At 70.0% G+C, this 26,395-nt stretch carries 17 protein-coding genes; 9 read left to right on the top strand and 8 right to left on the bottom strand.

All coding sequences use genetic code 11. The annotated features are described in order from the left end of the window. Window positions 1-188: 188 nt before the first annotated feature. From GXP74_RS05170 to GXP74_RS05150, 5 genes are all read left to right on the top strand, one after another. Window positions 189-2,543 (top strand): hypothetical protein, encoded by a 2,355-nt coding sequence (locus GXP74_RS05170; RefSeq protein ID WP_182450231.1) that lies wholly within the window; start codon window positions 189-191, stop codon window positions 2,541-2,543. Between the two features lie 566 nt (window positions 2,544-3,109). Then, window positions 3,110-4,957, top strand: coding sequence for an ABC transporter substrate-binding protein (locus GXP74_RS05165; RefSeq protein ID WP_182450230.1), 1,848 nt, complete (start codon window positions 3,110-3,112; stop codon window positions 4,955-4,957). A 173-nt stretch (window positions 4,958-5,130) separates the two neighbouring features. Further along, window positions 5,131-6,078, top strand: coding sequence for an ABC transporter permease (locus GXP74_RS05160; RefSeq protein ID WP_182450229.1), 948 nt, complete (start codon window positions 5,131-5,133; stop codon window positions 6,076-6,078). A 67-nt stretch (window positions 6,079-6,145) separates the two neighbouring features. Continuing rightward, complete coding sequence (locus tag GXP74_RS05155; RefSeq protein ID WP_225447725.1) at window positions 6,146-7,072, top strand: ABC transporter permease; 927 nt, start codon at window positions 6,146-6,148, stop codon at window positions 7,070-7,072. Between the two features lie 33 nt (window positions 7,073-7,105). After that, complete coding sequence (locus GXP74_RS05150) at window positions 7,106-9,235, top strand: ABC transporter ATP-binding protein (RefSeq protein WP_182450228.1); 2,130 nt, start codon at window positions 7,106-7,108, stop codon at window positions 9,233-9,235. Window positions 9,236-9,303: 68 nt separating this feature from the next. Here GXP74_RS05150 and GXP74_RS05145 read toward each other — a convergent pair whose 3' ends face one another. The 7 genes from GXP74_RS05145 to GXP74_RS05115 all read right to left on the bottom strand — a co-directional run bounded on the left by GXP74_RS05145 (window position 9,304) and on the right by GXP74_RS05115 (window position 19,291). After that, entirely contained in the window at window positions 9,304-10,401 is a 1,098-nt protein-coding gene (locus tag GXP74_RS05145) for an ABC transporter ATP-binding protein (protein ID WP_182450227.1), read from the bottom strand. Beyond that, window positions 10,394-11,440, bottom strand: coding sequence for an ABC transporter ATP-binding protein (locus GXP74_RS05140; protein WP_182450226.1), 1,047 nt, complete (start codon window positions 11,438-11,440; stop codon window positions 10,394-10,396). The genes GXP74_RS05145 and GXP74_RS05140 overlap by 8 nt, the downstream gene beginning before the upstream one ends. Window positions 11,441-11,453: 13 nt before the next feature. Continuing rightward, the gene (locus GXP74_RS05135; RefSeq protein WP_225447724.1) at window positions 11,454-12,467 is read right to left on the bottom strand and encodes an ABC transporter permease; all 1,014 of its coding nucleotides are present in this window, start codon (window positions 12,465-12,467) and stop codon (window positions 11,454-11,456) included. Then, window positions 12,460-13,383: an ABC transporter permease gene (locus tag GXP74_RS05130; RefSeq protein ID WP_182450225.1), complete on the bottom strand. Its 924-nt coding sequence runs from the start codon at window positions 13,381-13,383 to the stop codon at window positions 12,460-12,462. The genes GXP74_RS05135 and GXP74_RS05130 overlap by 8 nt, the downstream gene beginning before the upstream one ends. 126 nt (window positions 13,384-13,509) lie before the next feature. Continuing rightward, a complete protein-coding gene (locus GXP74_RS05125) occupies window positions 13,510-15,138 on the bottom strand; it encodes an ABC transporter substrate-binding protein (RefSeq protein ID WP_182450224.1) in 1,629 nt (542 codons plus the stop codon). Between the two features lie 343 nt (window positions 15,139-15,481). Continuing rightward, entirely contained in the window at window positions 15,482-17,347 is a 1,866-nt protein-coding gene (typA, locus tag GXP74_RS05120) for a translational GTPase TypA (protein WP_182450223.1), read from the bottom strand. 171 nt (window positions 17,348-17,518) lie between these two features. After that, window positions 17,519-19,291: an ABC transporter family substrate-binding protein gene (locus tag GXP74_RS05115; RefSeq protein WP_182450222.1), complete on the bottom strand. Its 1,773-nt coding sequence runs from the start codon at window positions 19,289-19,291 to the stop codon at window positions 17,519-17,521. Between the two features lie 308 nt (window positions 19,292-19,599). On the opposite strand from GXP74_RS05115, the gene GXP74_RS05110 reads away from it, so the two are divergent. From GXP74_RS05110 to GXP74_RS05095, 4 genes are all read left to right on the top strand, one after another. Beyond that, window positions 19,600-19,887, top strand: a complete 288-nt coding sequence (locus tag GXP74_RS05110) for a hypothetical protein (RefSeq protein ID WP_182450221.1) — start codon at window positions 19,600-19,602, stop codon at window positions 19,885-19,887. 96 nt (window positions 19,888-19,983) lie between these two features. Further along, window positions 19,984-20,820, top strand: coding sequence for a hypothetical protein (locus GXP74_RS05105; RefSeq protein ID WP_225447723.1), 837 nt, complete (start codon window positions 19,984-19,986; stop codon window positions 20,818-20,820). A gap of 22 nt (window positions 20,821-20,842) precedes the next feature. Then, the gene (locus GXP74_RS05100) at window positions 20,843-22,837 is read left to right on the top strand and encodes a fumarate reductase/succinate dehydrogenase flavoprotein subunit (RefSeq protein ID WP_182450220.1); all 1,995 of its coding nucleotides are present in this window, start codon (window positions 20,843-20,845) and stop codon (window positions 22,835-22,837) included. After that, complete coding sequence (locus tag GXP74_RS05095) at window positions 22,834-23,595, top strand: succinate dehydrogenase/fumarate reductase iron-sulfur subunit (RefSeq protein ID WP_182450219.1); 762 nt, start codon at window positions 22,834-22,836, stop codon at window positions 23,593-23,595. Before GXP74_RS05100 ends, GXP74_RS05095 begins: the two co-directional genes overlap by 4 nt. Window positions 23,596-23,650: 55 nt before the next feature. Here GXP74_RS05095 and GXP74_RS05090 read toward each other — a convergent pair whose 3' ends face one another. Next, window positions 23,651-26,308, bottom strand: coding sequence for a SpoIIE family protein phosphatase (locus tag GXP74_RS05090; RefSeq protein ID WP_182450218.1), 2,658 nt, complete (start codon window positions 26,306-26,308; stop codon window positions 23,651-23,653). Between the last annotated feature and the right edge of the window lie 87 nt (window positions 26,309-26,395).

Below are 26,395 nucleotides of genomic sequence, written 5' to 3'. Positions count from 1 at the left end.
GTAAGGTAGTGCTCGCAGCGCGGGGGCGCACGATTCGCCTAGGACGCACGATCCACGACCGCACCCCGTCCCCACAGGCGGTGGAGCGAACCGGAGCAGAGCCAGTGAGCCGAGAAACTGACAACCCGTCGCCGACTCCGCCCCGCCCCAGCGGCGGCGCGTATCCGTCGGGGACACCGCCCTACGGCATGCCCAGCGACCCTGCCTTCTCCCGAGCCGGGCAGCCGCAGGACTCCGCCGAGGAGCCTCGTACCGAGCAGACGCTGACCACCAGGATCCGGATCAACATCCCGGGTTCCCGGCCGATCCCGCCGGTGGTCGTCCGCAGCCCGGTGGCCGACGCGCAGCCGTCGGAGGGGGAGGCGGAGGAGCAGACCGCCGCCGAGGCGCCTCCGCCACCGCTGCCGAAGCGGCGACACCGCTCCGACGCGACCGGTTCGCCGGTGCTCGGGGTGATGGAGGGCGGCTCCGGCACGGTCACCCCGCCCGACCTGCCGGCGGAGTGGCAGACCCAGAACCGCGCGGCGGCCGCCCCGGCGGCACCCGCCGCCCCGGCCGGGGCGGCCGAGGGCGCACCGGAGGCGGGCGGTACCGGCACCTGGTTCGTGCCGCGGAAGAAGGGCCGCCCGACGGCGCCGACCCAGGCCCCGTTCGAGCCGCCGTTCCCGGCCCACCAGCAGCCGGAGCAGCCGGAGCAGGCGCTCCCGCCGCAGTTCGACCCGCAGGCGGCACCGCAGGCGGCTCCGCCGCAGGCCGCCGCGCCGCAGTTCGAGCAGCAGCCGTTCGAGCCCCCGGCCGCCCCACCGCCGTTCGAGGCCCAGCCGTTCGACCCGCAGCCGTTCGACCCGCAGCAGTTCGACCCGCGCTTCGAGGCGCAGTTCGCGCCCCAGCCGGACGCGTTCGGGTACGAGCAGCCCGGTTACGAGCAGCCCGGCGGCTACCAGCAGCCCGGTTACGAGCAGACCGGCGCGTTCGAGCAGCCGAGCCAGTTCGAGCAGACCGGCCAGTTCGAGCAGCCGGGTCACGAGCAGAGCGGCGGGTACCCGCAGGCCGACTACCAGCAGCCGGAGTACGAGCAGACCGAGCAGACGGCGCTGCCGCCGCAGCCGCCCGCCCCGGACCGGACGTACTCGCAGCTCCCCGGCTTCACCGGTGGCCTGACCGCCGCCAACGCCGCCGGCGGCCCCGCCGCCGCGCCGCGCGCGCCGCAGCCCGAGGACGCCTTCGAGGCCACCGCCGCGCTGCCGCTGTTCCGCGACGAGGCCCCCCCGGCTCCGGCCCAGCAGGCCCAGCCGCAGGCCCCGGCCGAGGCCGCGCCCAGCAACACCCCGAACAGGAACGCCCAGAACAGGAACACCCCGAAGGGGAACGCCCCGAAGGGCGGCACTCCCAAGGGCGGTGCCCAGAAGAACGCCAAGAAGGGCGGCGCGGGCCAGCCCGGCGGCGCCGAGAAGACACCGCCGGTGCCGACCCCCGCGCCGGTCCCGGCCGGGTACGCGGGCGGGACCGGCGGCGCGGGCGCGCCGCCGCGCAAGCCCGGCACCGAGGCCGAGGCGGAGGCGGAGGCGGAGACCCAGCCGAAGGCCGCGACGAAGGCCAAGCCCAGGCGCGGCGGCAAGGCGCGCAAGCTGCTGATGACCGGCATAGGCACGCTGGTGCTGGTCGGCGCGGTCGCCTACGGCGCCGGGCTGATGCTCAACCAGGCGGACGTGCCCAAGGGCACCACCGTCCTCGGCTACAGCATCGGCGGGGACACCCGCGACAGCGCCGTGAACACGCTGAACGGCACGGTCGGCAAGCTGGCCACGCAGCCGCTGCAGCTGGCCCTGGGCAGCAGGACGATCGCCCTGGACCCGGTGATGGCGGGGCTGACCATCGACACCACGGCGACGGTGCAGGCGGCCACCCACCACAGCTACAGCCCGGTCACCGTGGTCGAGTCGCTCTTCGGCGGGACCCACCCGATCGCCCCGGTGGTGGTGGTCGACCCGGACAAGCTGCGCTACGCGCTCCAGCAGATCTCCACCGGCTCCGGCAGCCCCCGCGAGGGCAGCGTCCACTTCAGCGCCGACGGGACGGTGGTGACGACGCTGCCGCAGCCGGGGCAGAGCCTGGACGTGAACGCCGCCATGACGGCTGTGCAGCAGGCCTACCAGGCCCGCGCGAACGGGGTCGCGGACAAGCCGGTCCAGCTCGCGCTGACCGCCGCCCAGCCCAAGGCCTCGGCCACGGCGGTGCAGGCGGCGGCGGACGGCATCGGCAAGTGGGCGATGGCGCACCACTTCACCGTGACCGTCCAGGGCATCCCCGAGGAGTTCGGGCGGATCACCTTCAGCAAGGCGCTGTCGCTCCAGCCGGACGCCTCGGGCACGATGGTGCCGGTCTTCGACCTGGGCAAGCTCGCCGACGTGTACGGGCCCACCTTCGCCAACGTGGAGGTCAAGCACAACGGCGTGCTCGGCCCGGTCACCCCGCAGGACATCGCCGGGGCGCTGGTCCAACTGCTGAGCAAGCCGGGTGGGGCGACCTCGATCACCCTGTAGTTACTGACGCGAACACAACAACTCAACCCCCGGGCGGGCCGGGACCGACAACGGTCCCGGCCCGCTCGCTTGCTTCCGCCACTCGCCCCGAGAAGCGACCGCCGAGACGGCTGAGTTCCACCGTGCTTCCCGGAAATTGTTTCAGTTATGAGAATTCAAAACTGAACTTCCCGCCCTTTATGTGAGCTTTATGTGAATTGCCACTCAATGCGGCTAATGTCCGCTTTGGCAGCTTTCATTAGCTTTCCGCGTCCGAATATCGGACACTGCCCCCCTTTGCTGCCTCGCTCAGCAAAACTGCATGTCACCGAGGCCAGTGGTGGCACGGTAAGGACCGCCTGAGGATCAGAGCCATTACCGACGATTAGAGCGTTACCAATCTTTGATCAGCGATCTGTCGACATGACCTGCTCATCCCATCAGGATGAGTCCCCAAGCGAGTCAAAAAGCATTTGCGGCACAACGTGATCTCTGGCAGACAGCCTGTCACTTTCGGGAGTGGGGAACAGATGAGCAGAAGGAGCCTCCGGGCTGTTCAGTGCGTGGCAATTGCCGCAGCTGGCGCCATGGCACTGACCGCGTGCAGCAGCAGTAGCAGCAGCAAGGGCAGCGCCCCCAAGGCTGGGTCGAAGCTGGCTACGGACTACTCCTACGGCGCCATTCCGGCGGAGTCGGGCACGCAGACCACTGGTGGCACGATCAGCTTCGGCGAGACTCCTGGCTTCAACCCCAACTGGATCTTCCCGATCACGCCGACCGCCCAGGCCAACGTGTTCAACATCGACCAGTTCCAGTACCTGAGCTGGCGTCCGCTGTACTGGAGCCCGCAGGGCTCGGTCCCGACGTACGACTACTCCAAGTCGCTCACCGCCGGTGCCCCGGTCATCTCCAACGGCGGCAAGACCTTCACCGTCAAGCTCAACGGCCAGTACACCTGGAGCGACGGCAGCAAGGTCTCCGCCAACGACGTGCTGTTCTACGTCGACCTGCTCAAGGCCGCCGTCAAGGAGAGCGCCGCCAACGACGGCAACTACACCCCGAGCCAGTTCCCCGACAACCTGAGCAACGTTCAGGTCGTCGACCCGCAGACGGTCTCCTTCACCTTCAACGCGGTGTACAACCCCGCGTGGATCCAGGCTGTCGAGCTCGACCAGATCGTCCCGCTGCCCTCCAAGACCTGGGCGAAGTCCTCCACCGCCGGCGCGCAGCTCGACTTCACCAAGCCCGCGAACGCCAAGGCGATCTACGACTACCTGATCACCCAGTCGAAGAGCCTGTCGACCTACCAGTCGAACCCGCTGTGGCAGGACGTCGACGGTCCGTTCAAGATCTCGATGTACAACGCGACCAACAACGCGGTCAACTTCACCAAGAACTCCGCCTACACCGGCACGGACCCGGCGAAGATCCAGAACTTCGACGAGAAGTCCTACACCAGCACCACGGCCGAGTTCAACGACATGAAGGCGGGCAACCTCGACGTCTTCAACGTCGACTCGTCGCAGGTCAACCAGCTGGCCGCGCTGAAGGCCCAGGGCTTCGCCTACTACGGTCTGCCCGACTTCGGCTTCAACGACGTGATCTTCAACTTCGAAGACAAGGCCGACGACTTCAACAACATCATCGACAAGCAGTACTTCCGTGAGGTGCTCGCCTACTCGCAGGACGAGGCGGGCGAGATCAAGGGCATCTTCCAAGGTGCCGCTGCTCCGGAGTACAGCTCGGTCGGCGTCGCGCCGGTCTCGCCCTACACCCCGGCGGTCGCGCTGAGCAACCCCTACCCGTTCTCGCTCGCCTCGGCGAAGCAGCAGCTGACCAGCCACGGCTGGACGGTGGGCAGCGCCGGCACCCCGACCACCTGCACCGACCCGGGCACCGGCCCGACCCAGTGCGGCGCGGGCATCACCAAGGGCCAGGACATCACGTTCACGTACTACTACGGGAACGACCCCAAGGCGACCGGCCAGCTGGCCACCGACCTGGCCTCCAACCTGGACAGCCTCGGCATCAAGGTGAACCTGGTCCAGGACACCGACGCCAACGTCTCGGCCAACGCCAACGTCACCAGCACCCCGAAGTACGACAACAAGTGGGGCCTGGCGCAGTTCGGCGGTATGACCAACGGGATCTACCCCAGCACCAACAACCTGTTCAACACGGGCGGTTCGTTCAACGCGGGTGGCTACAGCGACCCGAACATGGACCAGCTGATCAAGAACGACTACGAGTCGTCCGACCCCACCGCGATCACCAAGGAGCTCGCCGCGGTGACCACGGACCTCCCGGTGCTGTTCACCGCCTCGCCTGACTACGTCTACGCCTGGAAGAACACCATCTCCGGCCCGGCCTCGTCCTTCGGCGCCATGACGCAGTTCCAGATCGAGCCCGAGGAATGGTTCCTCACCCAGCAGTAAGTCCGGGAGCGCTGGGGGGCGACCGCTGACGTCCCCCCAGCCTTCGGTGCGACGCCAGCCCATCCGGTTCATCCCTTCGGGGCCGGGTGGGCTGGCGTCGCACCCGGGCGCCGCCGATCCCCCGGCGCCCCCTTCCTTCCCCCCGAATCACTATGAAGGAGGAGATCCCGGATATGACGGGCTATCTCATCCGGCGCCTGGGCACGGCCATCATTGTTGTCCTGGGCGTCACGCTGATGACGTTCGCGATGCTGCACATCATCGCGCCGTCACCAGGACTCATGCAGTTGGGCCCGAAGGCTCCCCCCGCCGCCATCAAGGCGTTCAACCACCAGGCCGGCTACGACAAGCCGATCTGGGAGCAGTTCCTCACCTACCTGGGGAACCTGCTGCACGGCAACTTCGGCTGGTCCTACAAGCTCAACCAGTCGGTGGACGCCATCTTCAGCGAACGCGGGCCGCTGAGCATCTTCCTGTCCGGGACCTCCCTCGTCCTGTCGATCGTGATCGCGCTGCCGCTGGGCATCTACCAGGCGGTCAAGCGCAACAGCGTCGGTGACATCACCGCGACCGCGCTGACCTTCATCTTCTACTCGATGCCGCTGTTCCTGTTCGCGCTGGTCCTGGTCGACCTCTTCGCGCTGGACCTGAAGTGGGTCAGCCCGACGATCTCCGGCAACCAGTCGCTCACCCAGGCGTTGGAGGTGCCGAAGAACCTGATCCTGCCGCTGGTGACGCTCTCGGTGACCAACATCGCCTCCTTCTCCCGGTTCCAGCGCTCCTCGGCGCTGGACGTGCTGGCCCAGGACTACATCAAGGTCGCCCGGGCCAAGGGCCTCTCCGAGCGGATGATCTACAGCCGCCACCTGATCCGCAACGCCTCGCTGCCGATGGTCACCCTGATCGGTCTGTCGATCCCGGCGCTGGTGGCCGGAAACCTGCTGATCGAGAGCGTCTTCAACATCGACGGTCTGGGCCTCACCTTCATCAACTCGCTGACCGGCGACGACTACGACGTCCTGGTCGGCTACACGCTGATCACGGCGGTGCTCACCGTGGTCGGCAACCTGGTCGCCGACATCGCGCTGTCCCTCACCGACCCGCGCATCAGGCTGGTGTGATCATGACCGCGACCACACCGAACCCGTCCCAGCCCCGCACCACCCCGGACCGTCCGGAGGAGTCGAAGTGAGTACCACTCTTCAGTCGCCGGTCCCGCCCGCGAACGAACCCGCCAAGGCCGACGCCGGCGCCCTGTCGGAGCCCACGGCCACCGGCTGGAAGCTGACCCTGAAGGAGTTCGCCAGCAACAAGCTGGCCCTGGCCGGGATCGCGATCCTGGTGTTCTTCGTCCTCTTCTGCTTCCTCGGGCCGTACTTCTACCACTCGTCGCAGCAGGTCACGAACCTCGACAACATCGACAGCCCGCCGCAGGCGGGCAACCCGCTCGGCAGCGACGACAACGGCTTCGACGTGCTCGGCCGGATCATGCTGGGCGGCCAGACCTCGCTGGAGATCGGCTTCCTGGCCGCCTTCATCGCGAGCGTCATCGGCACCCTCTGGGGCGCGGTTGCGGGCCTGATCGGCGGCATCGTCGACGCGATCATGATGCGCATCGTCGACGTGCTGCTGTCCGTGCCGTTCCTGCTGGTCGTGCTCATCGTGGCGCACCAGTACGGCTCGAACATGTGGAACCTCAGCCTGATCCTCGGTGTCTTCTCCTGGCTGGTCCCGGCCCGTCTGGTGCGCGGTGAGGTGCTGACCCTGCGGGTGCGCGACTTCGTCTCCGCCGCCAAGGTCATGGGCGCGGGCAACTCCCGGCTGATCTACCGCCACCTGCTCCCCAACGCCATGGGCACGGTGATCGTCAACGTCACCTTCCAGATCGCCGACGCGATCCTGGCCCTGTCCACCCTGGGCTTCCTCTCGTTCGGCATCAAGTACCCCGGCACCGACTGGGGCTCCCAGCTGGGCAACGCCGAGGACTCGCTGACCGCCGGCTACTGGTGGCTGGTCTACCCCGTCGGCATCTGCCTGGTCCTGGTCGTGATGGCATTCAACTTGATCGGTGACGGACTCCGAGACGCCGTCGACGTCCGACTGCGCAAGCGCTGACGGCCGAGACTGCGACGGAATCGAGGAAGAACAATGGCTCCCATTCTTGAGGTCAAGGACCTCACCACCCACATCCAGATCAGCCGGGGCGTGGTCCAGGCCGTCGACGGCGTCTCCTTCCACCTGGAGCCCGGCGAGACCCTGGGCCTGGTCGGCGAGTCCGGCTGCGGCAAGTCGATGACCGGCCTGTCGCTGATGGGGCTGCTGCCCCCCGGCGGCGCGCTGGTCAACAACTCGTCGGTCCTGCTCGACGGACGCGAACTGGTCGGCCTGCCCGAGCGCGAGATGCGCAAGGTGCGCGGCAACGACATCGCGATGGTCTTCCAGGACCCGATGAGCTCGCTGGACCCGACCAAGACCATCGGCTACCAGGTCGCCGAGCCGGTGCTGCTGCACAAGGGCTGCACCAAGGCCGAGGCGATGGACCGGGCGGCCGAGGTGCTGGGCCTGGTCGGTCTGCCGCACCCCAAGGAGCGCCTGAAGGACTACCCGCACCAGCTCTCCGGCGGCCTGCGGCAGCGCGTGATGATCGCCATGGCGCTCGCCAACGAGCCCAAGGTGCTGATCGCGGACGAGCCCACCACCGCACTCGACGTCACCATCCAGGCGCAGATCCTCACCCTGCTGGCGGACCTCAAGGAACGCCTCGGCATGGCGATGATCCTGATCACCCACGACATGGGCGTGGTGGCCGGTCACGCCGACCGCATCAACGTCATGTACGCGGGCAAGATCGCCGAGTCCACCGGGACCGACGAGCTGTTCTCGGAGATGCGGCACCCCTACACCCAGGGTCTGCTGGCCTCCATCCCGCGGCTGGCCCAGGACAACACCCAGCGGCTGTTCACCGTCCCCGGTCTGCCGCCGGACCTCTCCCACCCGCCGACCGGCTGCCGCTTCGCCGACCGGTGCAGCTACGCCACGGACCAGTGCCGTGAGGAGGAGCCGCAGCTCACCGGCCCGGCGGGGCACTCCTTCGCCTGCTGGCACCCCACCAACGGCCCGGTGGACCTGACCTCGAGCACCGTGGTGAAGCAGCGTTCCGCGGATGAGCCGGAGAAGGCCGCGGCCAAGCCGCTGCTTGAGGTGAAGGACCTGGTCAAGGAGTTCCCGGTCGGCAGCACCGGCTTCCTCGGCCGGGACAAGCACGTGGTGCACGCCGTCTCCGGCGTGTCCCTCTCGCTCGGCTACGGAGAGACCTTCGGCCTGGTCGGCGAGTCCGGCTGCGGCAAGACGACCCTGGGCCGCATGATCGTCGGCCTGGACAAGCCGAACGCGGGCTCGGTCACGCTGGACGGCAGGGACATCAGCACCCTTCGCGGGCGCGAGCTCCGCCGCCACCGGCGCGACCTCCAGATGATGTTCCAGGACCCGATGAGCTCGCTCGACCCCCGGATGCGGGTCAGCAGCATCCTCCGCGAGCCGCTTCAGATCCAGGGCATCGGCTCGACCAAGGAGCAGATGGACCGGGTCGCCGAGCTGCTGGGCGAGGTCGGCCTGCCGAAGAACGCCCTGGAGCGCTTCCCGCACGAGTTCTCCGGCGGTCAGCGCCAGCGGCTCGGGCTCGCCCGGGCGTTCACGCTGAACCCCAAGGTGATCGTCGCCGACGAGCCGGTCTCCGCGCTGGACGTCTCGATCCGCGCGCAGGTGCTCAACCTGATGAAGCGGCTCCAGGCCTCGCACGACCTGTCGTACGTGGTCATCTCGCACGACCTGGCCGTGGTGAAGTACCTGGCGGACCGGATCGGCGTGATGTACCTCGGCAAGATGGTCGAGGTCGGCAGCGGCGAGGACATCTACCAGCGGGCCGCGCACCCGTACACCGCCGGTCTGCTGGAGGCCATCCCGGTACCCGAGCCGGCCACGGAGCGCTCCAAGCGCGGCGGCGGCATCAAGGGCGAGCTGCCCAGCCCGGTCGCGCCGCCCTCGGGCTGCCGCTTCCGCACCCGCTGCCCGCTGGCGCAGGAGAAGTGCGCCGAGGAGGAGCCCGCGCTGCGGCTGTTCGGCACCGGCCACGCCGCCGCCTGCCACTTCCCGCTGCAGACGCCGCTGTCGGACGCCGTGGTCACCGTAGTGGCCGCTGACACCACCACCGCGGACATCACCTCGGCGGACACCCCGCCGGTCGGCACCGGCACCGGTGAGGAGACCGCTGCGGTCTGACGGTCACGACCAGGACGAAGGGGCCCGGCGGCAGTCGCCGTCGGGCCCCTTCGGCGCAACCCCGGTGTTCAGCCGGCGCCGACGATGTCCACGTCCTCGGCGAAGTGGCAGGCCGAGTCGTGCGCCGCCGGGGTCGGCAGGCCCAGGAACACCTGCGGCACCGCCAGCAGCGGCTCCTCCTGCGCGCACTTCTCCTGCGCCTTCCAGCAGCGGGTACGGAACCGGCAGCCGGACGGCGGGTTGGCCGGGGAGGGGATGTCCCCGGAGAGGATGATCCGCTCCCGGCCCTCGCGCCCGGACGGGTCCGGCACCGGCACCGCCGACAGCAGCGCCTGGGTGTACGGGTGCGTCGGGTGCTCGTAGATCTGCTCGTCGCTGCCGATCTCCATGACCTTGCCCAGGTACATCACGCCGACCCGGTCGGAGATGTGCCGGACGATGGAGAGGTCGTGCGCGATGAACATGTAGGAGAGGTTGAACTCCTTCTGCAGCCCGCCCAGCAGGTTGATCACCTGGGCCTGGACCGAGACGTCCAGCGCCGACACCGGCTCGTCGCAGATGATCACCTCGGGCCGCAGCGCCAGCCCCCGGGCGATGCCGATGCGCTGCCGCTGGCCGCCGGAGAACTGGTGCGGGTACCGGTTGATGTACTCGGGGTTGAGCCCGACCACGTCCAGCAGGTCCTGCACGGCCCGGCGGCGGTCGCCCTTGGGCGCCACCTCGGGGTGGATCTCGTACGGCTCGCCGATGATGTCGCCCACCGTCATCCGGGGGTTCAGCGAGGTGTACGGGTCCTGGAAGACCATCTGGATGTTCCGGCGGATCGCCTTCAGCGCCCGCCCGGTCACCCGGGAGATGTCCTCGCCCTTGTACAGCACCTCGCCCGCGGTCGCCCGCTCCAGGTTCATCAGCACCTTGGCCAGGGTGGACTTGCCACAGCCCGACTCGCCGACGATGCCCAGGGTCTCGCCCTGGTACAGGTCGAAGGTCACGCCGTCGACCGCCCGCACCGCGCCGACCTGCTTCTTGAACACGATGCCCTGGGTCAGCGGGAAGTGCTTCTCCAGGTTCCGGATCTGCAGGATCGGTTCGCCCCGCTGTACCGGCTTCTCCAGCGCGGCCTCGATCCGGGACTCCGCGGGGGTGGGTTCGCGGTCCTCAGCCATGGAGGGTCTCCTTCCAGAAGTGGCAGGCGCTGCCGCGGCCGACCAGCTCGGTGCCGTCCTCCTCGGCCACCGCGTTCAGCGGCGGGACCTCCGCCCGGCAGACCTCCTGGGCCATCGGGCAGCGCGGGTTGAACGCGCAGCCGCCGGGGATGTGCAGCAGGTTCGGCGGCAGGCCCTTGATCGCGTAGAGGTCCTGGCCCTTCTGGTCGAGCCGCGGGATCGAGGCCAGCAGGCCCTTGGTGTAGGGGTGCGCGGGACGGGCGTAGAGCTCGTGGACAGGGGCCGTCTCGACGATCCGTCCCGCGTACATGACCGCGATCTTGTCCGCGACGTCGGCGACCACGCCGAGGTCGTGGGTGATCAGGATCAGACCCATGTTGTACTCGCGCTGGAGGTCCGCCAGCAGCTCCATCACCTGGGCCTGGACGGTGACGTCCAGCGCGGTGGTGGGCTCGTCGGCGATGATCAGGTCCGGCTCCAGGGCCAGCGCCATGGCGATCATCACGCGCTGCCGCATACCGCCGGAGAACTGGTGCGGGTACTGGTTGACCCGCTCCTTCGCCCCGGGGATGCCGACCCGCTCCATCAGCTCGACGGCCTTGGCCTTGGCCTCCTTGCGGCTGGTGCCCTTGTGCGTGCGGTACATCTCACCGAGCTGGTAACCGACGGTGAGCACCGGGTTCAGCGCCGACAGGGCGTCCTGGAAGACCATGGCCATCTGCGCGCCGCGGATCTTCCGCCGCTCCTCGCGGCCGACGTCCAGCAGGTTCTGGCCCTTGAACAGGATCTCGCCGCCGGTGATGAACCCCGGCGGGCTGTCCAGGATGCCCATGACCGCCTGCGAGGACACCGACTTGCCGGAGCCCGACTCGCCCAGGATGGCCAGGGTCTCCCCGGCCCGGACGCTGTAGTTGACGCCGTTGACCGCCCGGGCCACGCCCTCCCGGGTGCGGAACTCCACGTGCAGGTCGCGGACCTGGAGCAGCGGCGCCTCCGCCGAGTCGGCGGTTGTTGATCGTGCAGAGGATGCAGTACTCATGCTTCCGCCTTTCTCAGCGCAGCTTGGGGTCGAGGGCTTCGCGTACCGCGTCGCCGAGCATGATGAAGGCGAGGACGGTGATGCTCAGCGCGGCGGCCGGGTAGAACAGCGTGCCCGGCGCGTTGCGGAAGACCTGGACCGCGTTGGACAGGTCGATGCCCCAGGAGACGGTCGGCGGGGCCAGCCCGACGCCGAGGAAGGACAGCGTCGCCTCCAGCGAGATGTACGACCCCAGGGCGATGGTGCCGACGACGATGATCGGCGCGACCGCGTTCGGCAGGATGTGCCGCACCAGCATCCGGGTGTTGCCGGCGCCCAGGGCGCGGGCGGCGGTCACGTAGTCCTGCTGCTTGGCGGTGATCACCGAACCGCGGGCGATGCGGGCGATCTGCGGCCAGCCGAGGATCACCAGGAAGGCCACCACGATCCAGACCGAGTGGCTGTTGATCGCGGTCAGGAAGACCATCGCGCCGAGCAGCAGCGGGATGCCGAAGAAGATGTCGGTGATCCGCGACAGGATCGCGTCCCACCAGCCGCCGAAGAACCCGGCCAGGCCGCCGAGCACGGCGCCGAGGATGACCGAGCCGAGGGTGGCGAAGACACCGACGGTGACCGAGGCCCGGGCCCCGTGCAGGGTCCGCGAGTAGATGTCGCAGCCCTGGTTGTCGGTGCCGAAGGGGTGCGCCGAGGAGCTGCCCTGGAGCGAGTTGGACAGGTTGCAGGCCAGCGGGCTGGTGCTGGTGAACAGGCCCGGCCAGATGGCCACCACCAGCAGGAACAGGATCACCAGCGAGGAGACCCAGAAGATCCAGTTGCCGCGCAGGTCACGCCAGGCGTCCTGCCACAGGCTGCGGGGCTTCTCCCGCTCCCGGCCCTCGGCCAGCTCGGGGCCCTCGGCCCCCAGCTGCTCGCGCTCGATCAGCTGTTCGGACTCCATGGAGGCGAGATTCGGTGTCGGCGTGGCGAAGGCACTGTGGACCTCGGTGCCCATCGGATCGTCGGCGGGGTCGTTGTTCTGGTCACGCATAACGGATCCTCGGGTCCAGGACCGCGTAGAGCAGGTCGACGAGCAGGTTGGCCACCAGGTACACGATCACCAGGATGGTTACGAAACCGACCACGGTCGGGCTGTTCTGCTGCAGGATGCCCTGGTACAGGTAGTAGCCGACGCCCTGGATGTTGAAGATGCGCTCGGTCACCAGCGCACCGCCCATCAGGGCTCCGAGGTCGGTACCGAGGAAGGTCACCACCGGGATCAGCGAGTTCCGCAGCAGGTGGTTGGTGACCACCCGGCGGCGCGGCAGCCCCTTGGCGACGGCGGTGCGGACGTAGTCGGCGCGCACGTTCTCGGCGACGCTGGTCCGGGTGAGGCGGGCGACGTACGCCAACGACACCGAGGCCAGCACCGCTCCGGGCAGGATCAGGTCCTGCCAGGGCGAGCCGTAGGCCACCGAGGGATTGACCAGCCCCCACTTCACCGCGACGAAGTACTGGGCCACCAGGCCGATGACGAACACCGGGATGGAGATCACCAGCAGGGTGAGCACCAGCACCAGGGTGTCCACCAGCCGTCCCCGCTTGAGGCCGCTGAAGACACCCAGCAGGATGCCGAGCACGCACTCGATGCTGAAGGCGACCGTGGTCAGCTTCAGCGTGTTCGGGAAGGCGGTTCCCATCAGGGTGGTCACCGGCTCGCCGTTGTAGGCGGTGCCGAAGTTCCCCTGGAAGATGTTGCCCATGTAGTGCAGGTACTGCGCCCACAGGGGCCGGTCCAGCCAGAGCTGGTGTCTGATCTGCGCGGCGACGGCCGGGTCGACGGCCTTGCCGGCGAACATGGCGTTCACGGGGTCACCGAGGGCGTACACCATGTAGAAGATCAGAAAGGTGGTCCCGATGAACACCGGGATCATCTGGAGCAGGCGTCGAATGACGTAGCGCCCCATGCGGCCTCCAGGTAGTCCGGGGGGGCGGTCGTCGGGTGTCCGTTCGGGACCCCGGTCGACCGCCCCTCCGTTTGGATGTGCTTGCTTGCTGTGTCGTGCTGGTCTGCGGGTGGCTCCCGCCGACGCCTACTTCTTGACGGCCCAGTACACGGGCACCTTGAAGCCGTCCATCTGGACGTTGGAGACGTTGGCGGAGTAGCCAGCGGTGCTGTTCGAGTACCACAGCGGGATGTTCGGCATGTCGGTCACCAGCTGCGCCTCGGCCTGCTGGAGCAGGGTGTTGGCGGCGGTGGTGCTGCTCGCCGAGTTCGCCTGGTTGATCAGCGAGTCGAAGTGGGCGTTGCTGTAGTGCGAGTCGTTGGCCGCGCCGTTGGTGCTGAACAGCGGCTGCAGGAAGTCCACCGCGAGCGGCCAGTCCATCGACCAGGCGGTCCGGAAGGCACTGGTCACCTGCTTGTTGGTGATCTGGTTGCGCAGGTCGGCGAAGTTGGTGGTGGGCTTGCCGACGCAGGCGTTGTTGTTGCTCAGCGCGTTGTTGATGCTGTTGCACACCGCGTTGACCCAGTCGGCGTTGCCGCCGTCGCTGTTGTACGCGATGCTCATCTGCCCGCCGGGCAGGCCGCCGGCCGAGTCGATCAGCTGCTTGGCCTTGGTCGGGTTGTAGTCGCAGCTGGAGCCGCAGAGGTTGGCCTTGTAGCCGCCCGCGTCGCCGAGCACCGGGTTGGTGAACTCGGTGGCCGGGGTGACCGTGCTGTTGAAGATCTTCTGGGAGATGGTGGCCCGGTCGATCGCCATCGACAGGCCGACCCGCACCTGGCGGGCGTTGGCCGTGCTCCAGTCCGCCCGGTACAGCGGGAAGCCGATGTACGCGGTGGTGCCCGAGGGGGTGTTGATGAAGCGGCCGTTGAGGTCGGACTTGACGTTCGGCAGGTCCGAGGTGGGGATGGTGTCGTCCACGTCCAGCTTGCCGGACTGGAGGTCGGCGTAGGCCGCCGTCGGGTCGGTGTAGACCTTCAGCGCCAGGCCCTTGTTCTGCGCGGTCTGCGCGCCGGTGTACTCCGGGTTGGGGACCAGGTCCATCTCCTGGTTGACCGTGTACGAGGAGATCTTGTACGGGCCGTTGCCGATCGGGTTCTTCGCCCAGGCCGCCGGGTCCTTGAAGAAGGAGGTGGGCAGCGGGTCGAAGCCGAGGAAGCCCAGCGACTGCGGCCAGGTGGAGTTCTTGGCGGTCAGCGCCACGGTGAAGGTGGTGTCGTTGACCACCTTCAGGCCGGACATCGTGGTCGCCGTCGGGTTGCCGGTGGCGGGGGCCACCGCCGGGTAGCCCTGGACGATGTCGAAGTAGGAGCCGTTCAGCTGCTTGTTGGTGGACAGCGCGGCGTAGTTCCAGGCGTCCACGTAGGAGGAGGCGGTCACCGGCGTACCGTCGCTGAACTTCAGGTTCGGCTTGATCTTCACCGTGAAGTTCTGCTGGTCGGTCGTGGTGATCGAGTCCTCGTTCTCCTTGACCGGGGCGTTGGTCTTCGGGTCGTAGGAGATCAGGCCGGTCAGGATGTTCTGGATGACCTTGCTGCCGTTGATCTCGTTGGTGTTGCCGGGCATCAGCGAGTTCTGCGGGATGCCCCACAGCGCCGAGACGACCCCATTGCCGCTGGAGCCACCGGAGCTGCTGCTGCTCCCGCTACTGCAGGCGGTGGCCGCGAGGGCGATGGAGATCGCCCCGACGACGAACTTGGCGCGCGTGGCTCCACGCATATGAACGTGCCTCCTCAAGGCGGGTGCTGTCGCTGATCCGGGCACCAATCGCTTTTCCTACTATCGGTCACCCATAGCGATGCTTCTGGCCAAAATAGATTTCGGTTTGATCACACGCCTGTGAGTCATGTCTCGCAACCCGGACGTGTCCATGTGGGTGCAAGCGGTGAGCAATCGGACACAGTGACCCACCACCGCACAGGATGTCACCGCTATCCGTACACCTCGGGACTGACACTCGCCCCAGCGGTGACTACTGTCAGTAGTCAATTTGGGTAAGAAAAAACCGCCGCCCGGCTCCCCCGTTCAGGGGGCCGGGCGGCGGTCGGCCGTCAGCCGCTGGTCAGCCCTTGGCGCGCCCGCGCATGCGGCCGCGGACCTGGGCCTCCAGGATCACCTTGCGGATCCGCACGGTCTGCGGGGTGACCTCGATGCACTCGTCGTCGCGGCAGAACTCCAGCGACTGCTCCAGCGAGAGCTTGCGCGGCGGCACCAGGTTCTCGGTGGTGTCGGAGGAGGCCGCGCGCATGTTGGTGAGCTTCTTCTCCTTGGTGATGTTGACGTCCATGTCGTCGGCGCGCGAGTTCTCGCCGACGATCATGCCCTCGTACACCTCGGTGGTGGGCTCCACGAAGAGCACCCCGCGCTCCTGCAGGTTGATCATCGCGAACGGGGTCACCACGCCCGAGCGGTCGGCCACCAGCGAGCCGTTGTTGCGGGTGCGCAGCTCGCCGAACCACGGCTCGTGGCCCTCGAAGATGCTGTGCGCGATGCCGGTGCCGCGGGTCTGGGTCAGGAACTCGGTCCGGAAGCCGATCAGCCCGCGGGACGGGACGATCCACTCCATCCGGATCCAGCCGGAGCCGTGGTTGGTCATCGTCTCCATGCGGCCCTTGCGGGTGGCCATCAGCTGGGTGATCGCCCCCAGGTGCTCCTCGGGGGAGTCGATGGTCATCCGCTCGATCGGCTCGTGCAGCTTGCCGTTGATCTCCTTGGTGACCACCTCGGGCTTGCCGACGGTGAGCTCGAAGCCCTCCCGGCGCATGGTCTCCACCAGGATCGCCAGCGCCAGCTCGCCACGGCCCTGGACCTCCCAGGTGTCCGGACGCTCGGTCGGCAGCACCCGGAGCGAGACGTTACCGATCAGCTCCCGGTCCAGCCGGTCCTTCACCAGGCGGGCGGTGACCTTGTGGCCCTTGCCGCCCTTGCCGACCAGCGGCGAGGTGTTGGTGCCGATGGTCATCGAGATGGCCGGCTCGTCCACCGAGATCAGCGGCAGCGCGATCGGGTTCTCCAGGTCGGCCAGGGTCTCGCCGATCATGATCTCCGGGATGCCGGCGACGGCGCAGATGTCGCCGGGGCCGGCCAGCTCGACCGGCTTGCGGGTGAGCGCCTCGGTCATCAGCAGCTCGGTGATCTTGACCTGCTTGATCGTGCCGTCCCGCTGGATCCAGGCCACCTGCTGGCCCTTGCGCAGCTCGCCCTCCTCCACCCGGCACAGGGCGATCCGGCCGAGGAAGTTGTCCGCGTCCAGGTTGGTCACGTGCGCCTGGAGCGGCGCGCCCTCGGTGTAGGTCGGGGCCGGGACGTGCGCCAGGATGGTCGAGAAGAACGGCTCCAGGTTGTCGCTGTCGGCCGGAACCGTGCCGTTCTCCGGCTTGGTCAGCGAGGCCACGCCGTCACGCGCGCAGGCGTAGACGATCGGGAACTCGATCTGCTCCTCGGTCGCGTCCAGGTCCAGGAACAGGTCGTAGGTCTCGTTGATGACCTCGTCGATCCGGGCGTCCGGACGGTCGGTCTTGTTGATGCAGAGGATGACCGGCAGGTTCGCGGTCAGCGCCTTGCGCAGCACGAAGCGGGTCTGCGGCAGCGGCCCCTCGGAGGCGTCGACCAGCAGCACGACCGCGTCGACCATGGAGAGGCCGCGCTCGACCTCACCGCCGAAGTCGGCGTGGCCGGGGGTGTCGATGATGTTGATGGTGACCATGTCGCCACCACCCTTGGGGTGGTAGTGGACGGCCGTGTTCTTCGCGAGAATGGTGATGCCCTTCTCGCGCTCCAGGTCGTTCGAGTCCATCATGCGGTCGTCGAGGTGCTGGTGAGCGGCGAAGGCACCCGCCTGCTTGAGCATGGCATCGACGAGGGTGGTCTTGCCATGGTCGACGTGGGCGACGATGGCGACGTTGCGGATGTCATTACGCGTGGGCATGCGGAGTACGGTTCTCCCGAATCGAGGTTCGTGGTATCCGCCGCCTTGGTCCGCCGACTCTCCCGAGCCGTTCGCGCCACCTGCCGCCGGTCCACCTGCCGGGCACCACATGCCACGGCTTACCCCCATGGTACGTGGCTCGGCGTACCTGCACCGACTCGGGCCCTCGGGTCAGCCCTTGGCGGGCCGGTTCGCGGCCGTCCCGGGCAGTGCGGTGAAGCCGAGGTCGGCGAAGCGCGGGGCCGCGAAACCGAAGGCCCCGGCGTTGCTGACGGTGTTCCGCACCGCCACCAGCTGCGGGTTCTGGAACAGCGGGACGGACGGCGCCAGCTCCCAGATCCGGGTGTCGGCCTCGGCCGCCAACCGGGTCGCCGCGCCCTGGTCCAGTGCCGAACCGGCCTGGGTCAGCAGTTGGTCGATCTCGTCGGTACCGGTACCGGACAGGTTCGCGCCGTCGACCGGGGCGCCGTCCGGGTCGACCCCGGGCTTGGCGTACAGCGGCAGCTCCCCGGCCACCGGGAAGGCCGAGCCGGGCCAGCTGAACAGCGCCAGGTCGTAGGCCCCGGGGGCGACGTGGTCGGTGAAGAAGGACGCCTCCGGGACGGCCTCGGTGACCACCGGCACGCCCACCGCGGCCAGCTGCGCCGTGACCAGCGCGGCCACCTGGGTGTCCACCGCCGAACCGGCGCGGGTGAGCAGCCGCAGCGACAGCGGGTGGCCGCCCTTGGTCCTGGCTCCCCCCTTGGCCGGGGCCTGCCAGCCGTCCGCGTCCAGCTGCCGGGCCGCGCTGCCGGGGCTCGCGTCCAGCGCGTCGCTGTCGTCCCGGTAGCCGTCCTGGTCGGCCATCACCAGGTGGTTGCCGAGCGGGACGGCGGGCAGGCCCAGCGGGGTCAGCACCGCGTCGGCGATCCGCTGCCGGTTCACCGCGGCGGCCACCGCCCGGCGCAGCGCCGGGTCGGCCAGCGGGCCGCGGCCGCCGTTCAGGGTGAGCCCGAGGTAGCCGGGGGCGGAGGCCCGGTGCAGGGTGATCCCGGACAGTGACTGGACCTGCGCGTAGCTGCGGGACTCGGCGGAGGCGGCGGCGTCGGAGGCGGCCGAGGCGCTGATGCCGGTGCCGCCGTCGCCGACCGCGCGGCTGACGTCGGCGACGTCCAGCCGACCGGCGCGCAGCGCGTCGACGCGCGCCCGGGGGGCGACCGCGGTGAAGGCGATCCCGTCCAGCTTGGCCCGGGCGCCCCACCAGCGCGGGTTGCGGACCACCAGCACCTGGTCCGGCTGCTCGGACTTGAGCGTGAACGGTCCCGCGTCGGCGGCCAGGGCGGTGCCGGTGCCCTCGCCGAAGGCGGCCGGGGTGCTGGTCACGGCCGTCGGGAGGAGCGGGCTGAACAGCCGCCGCCAGGGGGCGTACGGCGTGCTGAAGGTCACCTGGACGTCCCTCGGGGTGGCCCCCTGGCGGACGTCGCCGATGTCGTCGTAGCCCTCGGTCCCGGTGCCGCCGAAGGCGCCGCCCCGGCCGCTCAGGGCCTTCCACTGGGCGGCGAAGTCGGCGGCGGACAGCGGCGCGCCGGTGCTCCAGACCGCCTTCGGGTTGAGGTGGTAGACCACGGTCTGCGGCTGCCGCGAGGTGACCTCGGCGCCGGTCAGGTAGTCGGCGTCCGGGGTGGGCCTGGCGTGCCCGTCCAGGGTGAACATGGCCGGCAGCAGCGCGGAATCGACCAGGGCGGTGGCGTCGGTGGCGTCCGCCCGGTAGGCGTTCAGGGTGGGCGGGACGGCGTCCACCGCCCAGTGCAGCGTGCCGCCGGTGAGCACCCGGCCGCGGCCCGCCTGCGCCACGTCGTCGGAGGTGGGCGCGGGGCCGCCCGACGAGCAGGCCGTCAGCGCGGCGCAGGCGGCGAGCGCGACCAGCGTCCCGGCCGCGGTGGTCCTCACTGGGCTGCCGGACACAGGGCCTCCGCACGTCTGGTGCATACGCACTTGGGGGGATTTCGGACGTATTCACCGCCCACCTTCCCGCCCACTGAAGGCCACCGCGCCCGCGGACGGCCGCCGACACGGCCGCTGCCAGGCCCGGCGTCACTCGTTCGGGGCAGCGGGCGCGCCCGCCGAGGGGCGCGCGGGAGCCGGGAAATCCCGCCAATACTGTCCACACCCTTCCCAAGTCCCTGTGATCGGAGACACACTCGCTTCCGCGCGCCATCCCTGACGCACCATCAGGATCTTGATCGCCCGACCGCGCGGAGGTGAGCACAGCCATGCCCTCAGCACCCGCGAGCACCCTGGCCGAAGCCCGGAGCCGGCTGGACGCCCTGGACCGCGCCCTGCGTGCCGCGCAGCGGCGGCTCGGCGGCGGCCTGGACGTCCGCCGGGTCCGGACCGACCTCGACCACCTGCGCGAGAGCCTCGCGCTGCTGACCGAGGCGGTCGCCGCGCGCGCCGCCGACGGCTCGGCGACCGAGATCGTCGAGATCGACGACACCCCGTACGACCCGGAGATGTGGCGCGGCATCGACGACGAGGGCATCGGCTGTCGGCACCACTAGGGCGTGATCCGAAAGACCGGCCCTACGACACGCCCCAGGCCCGGCGCCCGGCAGCGGCCCGCAGCGGCCGTCCCCCGCAGGAAGGACGAGGACAGCGTGACCACCGAGATCCGGCCCCCGGAGAGTCGACGACCTGCCGGGCGGGGCGTCAACGCCCCCGGCCGGGCCGACATCCCCGCCCGCCACCTGCGCACCGACCGCTGGTGGCTGCCGCAACTGACCACCGCACTGGGCCTGCTGGCCTTCATCGGGTACTCGACCTGGCGGGCCTTCTGGGGGCTGCACACCTCCTATGCCGCGCCCTACCTGTCGCCGTTCTACTCCCCCTGCCTGGCCGCGAACTGCCCGAAGATCGCCGACGGCGCCGACTGGGCGCTGTTCGGCAGCTGGTGGCGGCTGTCCCCGGCGCTGATCGTGCTGGTCTTCCCGTTGGGCTTCCGGGCCACCTGCTACTACTACCGCAAGAGCTACTACCGCTCGTTCTGGTCCTCGCCCCCGGCCTGCGCGGTCGCCGAGCCGCACGCGAGCTACACCGGCGAGACCCGCTTCCCGCTGATCCTGCAGAACCTGCACCGCTACTTCTTCTACTTCGCGGTGCTGGTCGCCTGGGTGCTCAGCTACGACACCGTGCTCAGCTTCCGGAACGCCGCCGGGCACTGGGGCCACGCGGGCCTCGGCACCCTGGTCTTCCTCGTCAACATCACGCTGATCTGGGCCTACACCCTCTCCTGCCACTCCTGCCGGCACATCGTCGGCGGGCGGCTCAGGCACTTCTCCAAGCACCCGGTGCGGTACCGGCTGTGGAGCCTGGTCGGCCGGCTGAACGCCCGGCACATGCAGCTCGCCTGGGCCTCGCTGATCAGCGTCGGCTGCGCCGACCTCTATGTCTATCTGCTCGCCAGCGGCGCCTTCAGCGATCCGCGCTTCTTCTGACACCACCAGTGAGGACTTCGCAATGACCGAGGTGGAGCGCCACTCGTACGACGTCGTCGTGGTCGGCGCCGGGGGCGCCGGACTGCGGGCGGCGATCGAGGCCCGCGAGCAGGGCATGCGGACGGCGATCATCTGCAAGTCCCTGTTCGGCAAGGCCCACACCGTGATGGCGGAGGGCGGCATCGCCGCCAGCATGGGCAACGTCAACTCCGACGACAACTGGCAGACGCACTTCCGCGACACCATGCGCGGCGGGAAGTTCCTGAACCACTGGCGGATGGCCGAACTGCACGCCAAGGAGGCCCCGGACCGGGTCTGGGAGCTGGAGTCCTGGGGGGCGCTGTTCGACCGGACCAAGGACGGCCGGATCTCGCAGCGCAACTTCGGCGGCCACGAGTACCCGCGGCTGGCGCACGTCGGCGACCGTACCGGGCTGGAGCTGATCCGCACCCTCCAGCAGAAGGTGGTGCAGCTCCAGCAGCAGGACTTCAAGGAGTACGGCGACCACGAGGCCCGGATCCGGGTCTTCCAGGAGTACACCGTCACGCGCGTCCTGAAGGATCGTGAGCGGGTCAGCGGGGTCTTCGGCTACCAGCGGGAGTCCGGGCGGTTCTTCACCATCGCGGCCCCGGCGGTGGTGCTGGCCACCGGCGGCATCGGCAAGTCGTTCAAGGTCACCTCGAACTCCTGGGAGTACACCGGGGACGGCCACGCGCTGGCGCTGCTGGCCGGGGCGACCCTGCTGAACATGGAGTTCGTCCAGTTCCACCCGACCGGGATGGTCTGGCCGCCGTCGGTGAAGGGGATCCTGGTCACCGAGTCGGTCCGGGGCGACGGCGGGGTGCTCCGCAACAGCGAGGGCAAGCGGTTCATGTTCGACTACATCCCGGACGTGTTCCGGGAGAAGTACGCGCAGACCGAGGCCGAGGGCGACCGCTGGTACACCGACCAGGCCAACAACCGCCGCCCGCCGGAGCTGCTGCCCAGGGACGAGGTGGCCCGGGCGATCAACTCCGAGGTCAAGGCCGGGCGCGGGACCCCGCACGGCGGGGTCTACCTGGACGTCTCCACCCGGCTCCCGGCCGAGCAGATCCGCCGCCGACTGCCGTCCATGCACCACCAGTTCAAGGAGCTGGCGGACGTCGACATCACCGCCGAGCCGATGGAGGTCGGCCCGACCTGCCACTACGTCATGGGCGGGGTCGAGGTCGACCCGGACACCGCCGCCTCGAAGGTCCCCGGCCTGTACGCGGCGGGCGAGGTGGCGGGCGGGATGCACGGCTCCAACCGGCTGGGCGGCAACTCGCTGTCCGACCTGCTGGTCTTCGGCCGCCGCGCCGGGCTGCACGCGGCGCTGTACTCGGCGGCGCTGGCCGCGCACCCGGTACCGGACGAGGAGCAGATCACCGCCGCCGCGGCCGAGGCGGTGGCCCCGTTCGAGGGCTCCGGGGCCCCCGGCCCGCTGGAGAACCCGTACACCCTGCACCAGGAGCTCCAGCAGTCGATGAACGACCTGGTCGGCATCATCCGCCGGGAGGGCGAGATGGCGGAGGCGCTGAAGCGTCTCGCCGACCTGCGGGAGCGTTCGCAGCGGGCGGTGGTCGAGGGCCACCGGCAGTTCAACCCCGGCTGGCACCTGGCGCTGGACCTGCGGAACATGCTGCTGGTCAGCGAGTGCGTGGCGCGGGCCGCGCTGGAGCGCACCGAGAGCCGGGGCGGGCACACCCGCGAGGACCACCCGGCGATGGACCACGACTGGCGGCGGGTCAACCTGGTCTGCTCGCTGGCCGACAAGTCCTCGGCGGACGCCCGGATCGACGTCCACCGGCAGCCCAACCCGCCGATCCGGGCCGACCTGCTGGCGCTGTTCGGGCTGGACGAGCTGCGGAAGTACCTGACGGACGAGGAACTGCCCGACGCCCCGGCGGTCCCCGGGCCGCGCACCGCGGGCACCGCCCCCGGCGGCGCCTCCGCCGCCGACAGCGCCACCGACCCGTCGACAGGAGCCGACCAGTGAGCTACCAGGCCCAATTCCGCGTCTGGCGCGGCGACTCCTCGGGCGGCGGCCTGAAGGACTACACGGTGGAGGTGAACGAGGGCGAGGTGGTGCTGGACATCGTGCACCGGCTCCAGGCGACGCAGGCGCCCGACCTCGCGGTCCGCTGGAACTGCAAGGCGGGCAAGTGCGGTTCGTGCAGCGCCGAGATCAACGGGCGGCCGCGGCTGATGTGCATGACCCGGATGTCGGTGCTGCCGCCGGACCAGCCGGTCACCATCACCCCGATGCGGACCTTCCCGATGCAGCGCGACCTGGTGACCGACGTGTCCTTCAACTACGCGAAGGCCAGGGAGGTCCCGGCGTTCGTGCCGCCGCCGGGGCTGGCGCCCGGCGAGTACCGGATGCAGCAGGCGGACGTGAACCGCTCGCAGGAGTTCCGCAAGTGCATCGAGTGCTTCCTCTGCCAGAACACCTGCCACGCGGTCCGCGACCACGAGGAGAACAAGCAGGCGTTCTCCGGGCCGCGCTTCCTGATGCGGATCGCCGAGCTGGACATGCACCCGCTGGACGCCGCCGAGGACAGCGGGCTGGACCGCAAGGGCAGCGCCCAGGAGGAGCACGGGCTCGGCCTGTGCAACATCACCAAGTGCTGCACCGAGGTCTGCCCGGAGCACATCAAGATCACCGACAACGCGCTGATCCCGCTGAAGGAGCGGGCCGCCGACCGCAAGTACGACCCGCTGGTCTGGCTCGGTTCGAAGATCCGCCGCCGCTGATCGCGGCCAGTGCGGTCCGCCCCCGCCGGGGGGCGGACCACTGGCGTACCGCCGGCTACTGGCGTACCGCGGGCAGCGCCAGCTCGAACCAGACGGTCTTGCCGGACGGCGTGCGCCGCGAGCCCCAGCGGTCGGCCAGCATGCTGACCAGCTGTAGCCCGCGTCCGCCCTCGTCGGTGTCCCGGGCCCGGCGCTGCCGGGGCTGGGCGTAGCCGTTGTCCCAGACCTCGCAGACCAGGGTGGTGTCGCGCAGCAGCCGCAGCCTGATGTCGCCCCGGCCGTGCCGCAGCGCGTTCGTGGCCAGCTCGCTGACCAGCAGCTCGGTGGTGTCGATCAGGTCGTCCAGGCCCCGGGCCAGCAGCCAGGCGCAGGCCAGTTCCCGGGCCCGGGCCACCGACGTGGGCTCGGACGGCAGTGTCCAGTCACCGACCGCGTCCTCCGGCAGCGCGTGCACCCTGGCCATCAGCAGCGCGATGTCGTCCTCGCCGTGGTGCGGGTCCAGCGCGGTGAGCAGGTGGTCGCAGAGGTTCTCCAGCGGCCGGGTGGTCGGCCCGGAGAGGGTCCGCCGCAGCGCCGAGAGGCCCTCCTCCAGCTGGTGCTTGCGGGACTCGACCAGGCCGTCGGTGTAGAGGCTGAGCAGCGCGCCGTCCGGGATGTCCACGGTGAACTCCTCGAACGGCTCGCCGCCGACGCCCAGCGGCAGGCCGGGCTGGAACTCGTCCAGCATCCGTGCCTCGCCGCCCGGGCTCACCAGCACCGGCGGCAGGTGCCCGGCGTTGGCGAAGGTGCAGCGCAGGGTCACCGCGTCGTAGACCGCGTAGACGCAGGTGGCCAGGTAGAGCTCGTCCAGGCCCGAGTCCGGGTCGGAGTCCGGGTTGGTGCCGTCGTTCAGGCCCCGGGCGATCTCGTCCAGGGCGGTCAGCACCTCCGCCGGGTCCAGGTCGAGCATCGCCAGCGTGCGTACCGCGGTGCGGAGTTGGCCCATGGCCACGGCGGCGCGCAGGCCGCGCCCCATGACGTCGCCGATCACCAGCGCGGTGCGGTTGCCGGGGAGCTGGATGACGTCGAACCAGTCGCCGCCGACCTCGGTGCCGCTGCTGCCCGGGCGGTAGCGGCAGGCGATCTCCAGGCCGGACGCGGCCGGGTTGCCCGGGGGCAGCAGGCTGCGCTGCAGGATCAGCGCGCGCTCGTGCTCGCGCCGGTACAGCCGGGCGTTGTCGATGCAGACGGCGGCGCGGGCGACCAGCTCGGTGGCGATGGCGACGTCGCGGGAGTCGAACGGCTCGCTGCCCTTGGTGCGGGACAGCTGCACCAGGCCGAGCACGGTGTCCCGGGCGACCATCGGCACGACCACGGTGCCCTGGACCATCGGGTCCGGGTCCGGGTTGCCCGGCGAGTTGAGCGTGAGGCTGCGCCCGGTGCGCAGCGCCTTGGCGTACGGGGAGCGCGGCGGGTAGCAGAAGGAGCCGCCGACCTCGGCGCGCGGCCCCGGCAGGACGCCGGGCACCGCGTGGTAGCCGACGGTGCTGGCGGAGGCGACCCGGCGCAGCTCCCCCGCGCCGTCGGTGCGGGCGGAGGGGTGGCCGGGGCCGAGGTCGGTGTCGGCGAGCACCCCGCTGTAGAGGTCCACCGTGGCGATGTCGCAGAAGCCGGGGACGGCGACGTCCAGCAGCTCCTTGGCGGTGACCTCCAGGTCGAGGGTGGAACCGATGTGCGCCCCGGCCTCGTTGAGCAGTGCCAGGCTGCGGCGGGCACTGGCGGCCTCGCGCTCGGCGCGCTGGCGGCCGGTGACGTCTATCACCTGCCCGGCCACGCCCATCGTCCGGTTGTTCGAACTGAGCAGCCGGTAGAGCGAGATGGACCAGCGGCGGCGGCCCGGCTTGGTCGGCAGGGTGCCGTTGAAGCGCAGGTCGACGACCGGGTCGCCGGTCTCCAGCACCCGGTGCAGGGCCTGCTGCAGCCGCTCCGCCTCCGGGCGCGGCAGCAGGTCGACGGCGGTCATCCCGTTCAGGTCGGCCGGGGTCAGGCCGAGGCCCTCGGCGAAGCTCTCGTTGACCCGCTGCACGGTGAGCGCCCGGTCGAACAGTACGAAGCCGGTCGGGGCCTGGCCGAAGACCGCCTCCGAGGCGGCCAGGTCGGTCTCGATCCGGCGCAGCTTGCGCAGGTCCACCGCCATGCAGACGACGCCCCGGCGGCCGTCCTCGCCGAGCGCGGGCATCAGGTACAGCTCGGCGACGCCCTCCTTGCCGTCGCTGTCGCGGTAGGGCGCGGTGCCGACCCACTCCTGGCCGCCCAGGATCTCGGTCATCCGGTCCTGGCCGCGGCGCCACAGCTCGCGCGGCGTGAAGGTGGTCACCGGGTCGCAGCCGACGGCCTCGTCGGCGGTGATGCCGAAGAACTCGGCGGCGCGGTCGCTCCACTGGCTGATCCGGCCGTCGGGACCGATCGCGAAGGCGGCCACCCGTATGTAGTCGTAGATCGAGCCGGGCTCGCCGTGGCCCCAGGCGGCGGCCAGGTCGTCACCGGACCGGCCGTCGAACACGGGGTCGCCGAGGGCGTGCCCGGGGGGCGCCCCCGCGTCGGCGGGCGCCGCGGCGGGCTGCCCGCCGGCGGGCAGCTCGGCGCGCGGCTCGGGGACCGCCTCGTACGCGGGCGCGGTCGGGTCGAGCGCCGGTCCCGTCTCCGGATCCAACGACGCTCTGTGTGTCGGCATGTCACTCAACTGCCCGACTCCTCCAGCCTTCGGCACCTGGATGTCGCCTGCTCCGAGTATTCATCATCTCGGCGCGACCGCACACGT

The sequence above is a fragment of the Streptacidiphilus sp. P02-A3a genome (assembly GCF_014084105.1).
GTDB lineage: Bacteria > Actinomycetota > Actinomycetes > Streptomycetales > Streptomycetaceae > Streptacidiphilus.
The sequence above is the reverse complement of the archived record's forward strand: the minus strand, read 5'-3'. Positions and strand labels throughout refer to the sequence as shown.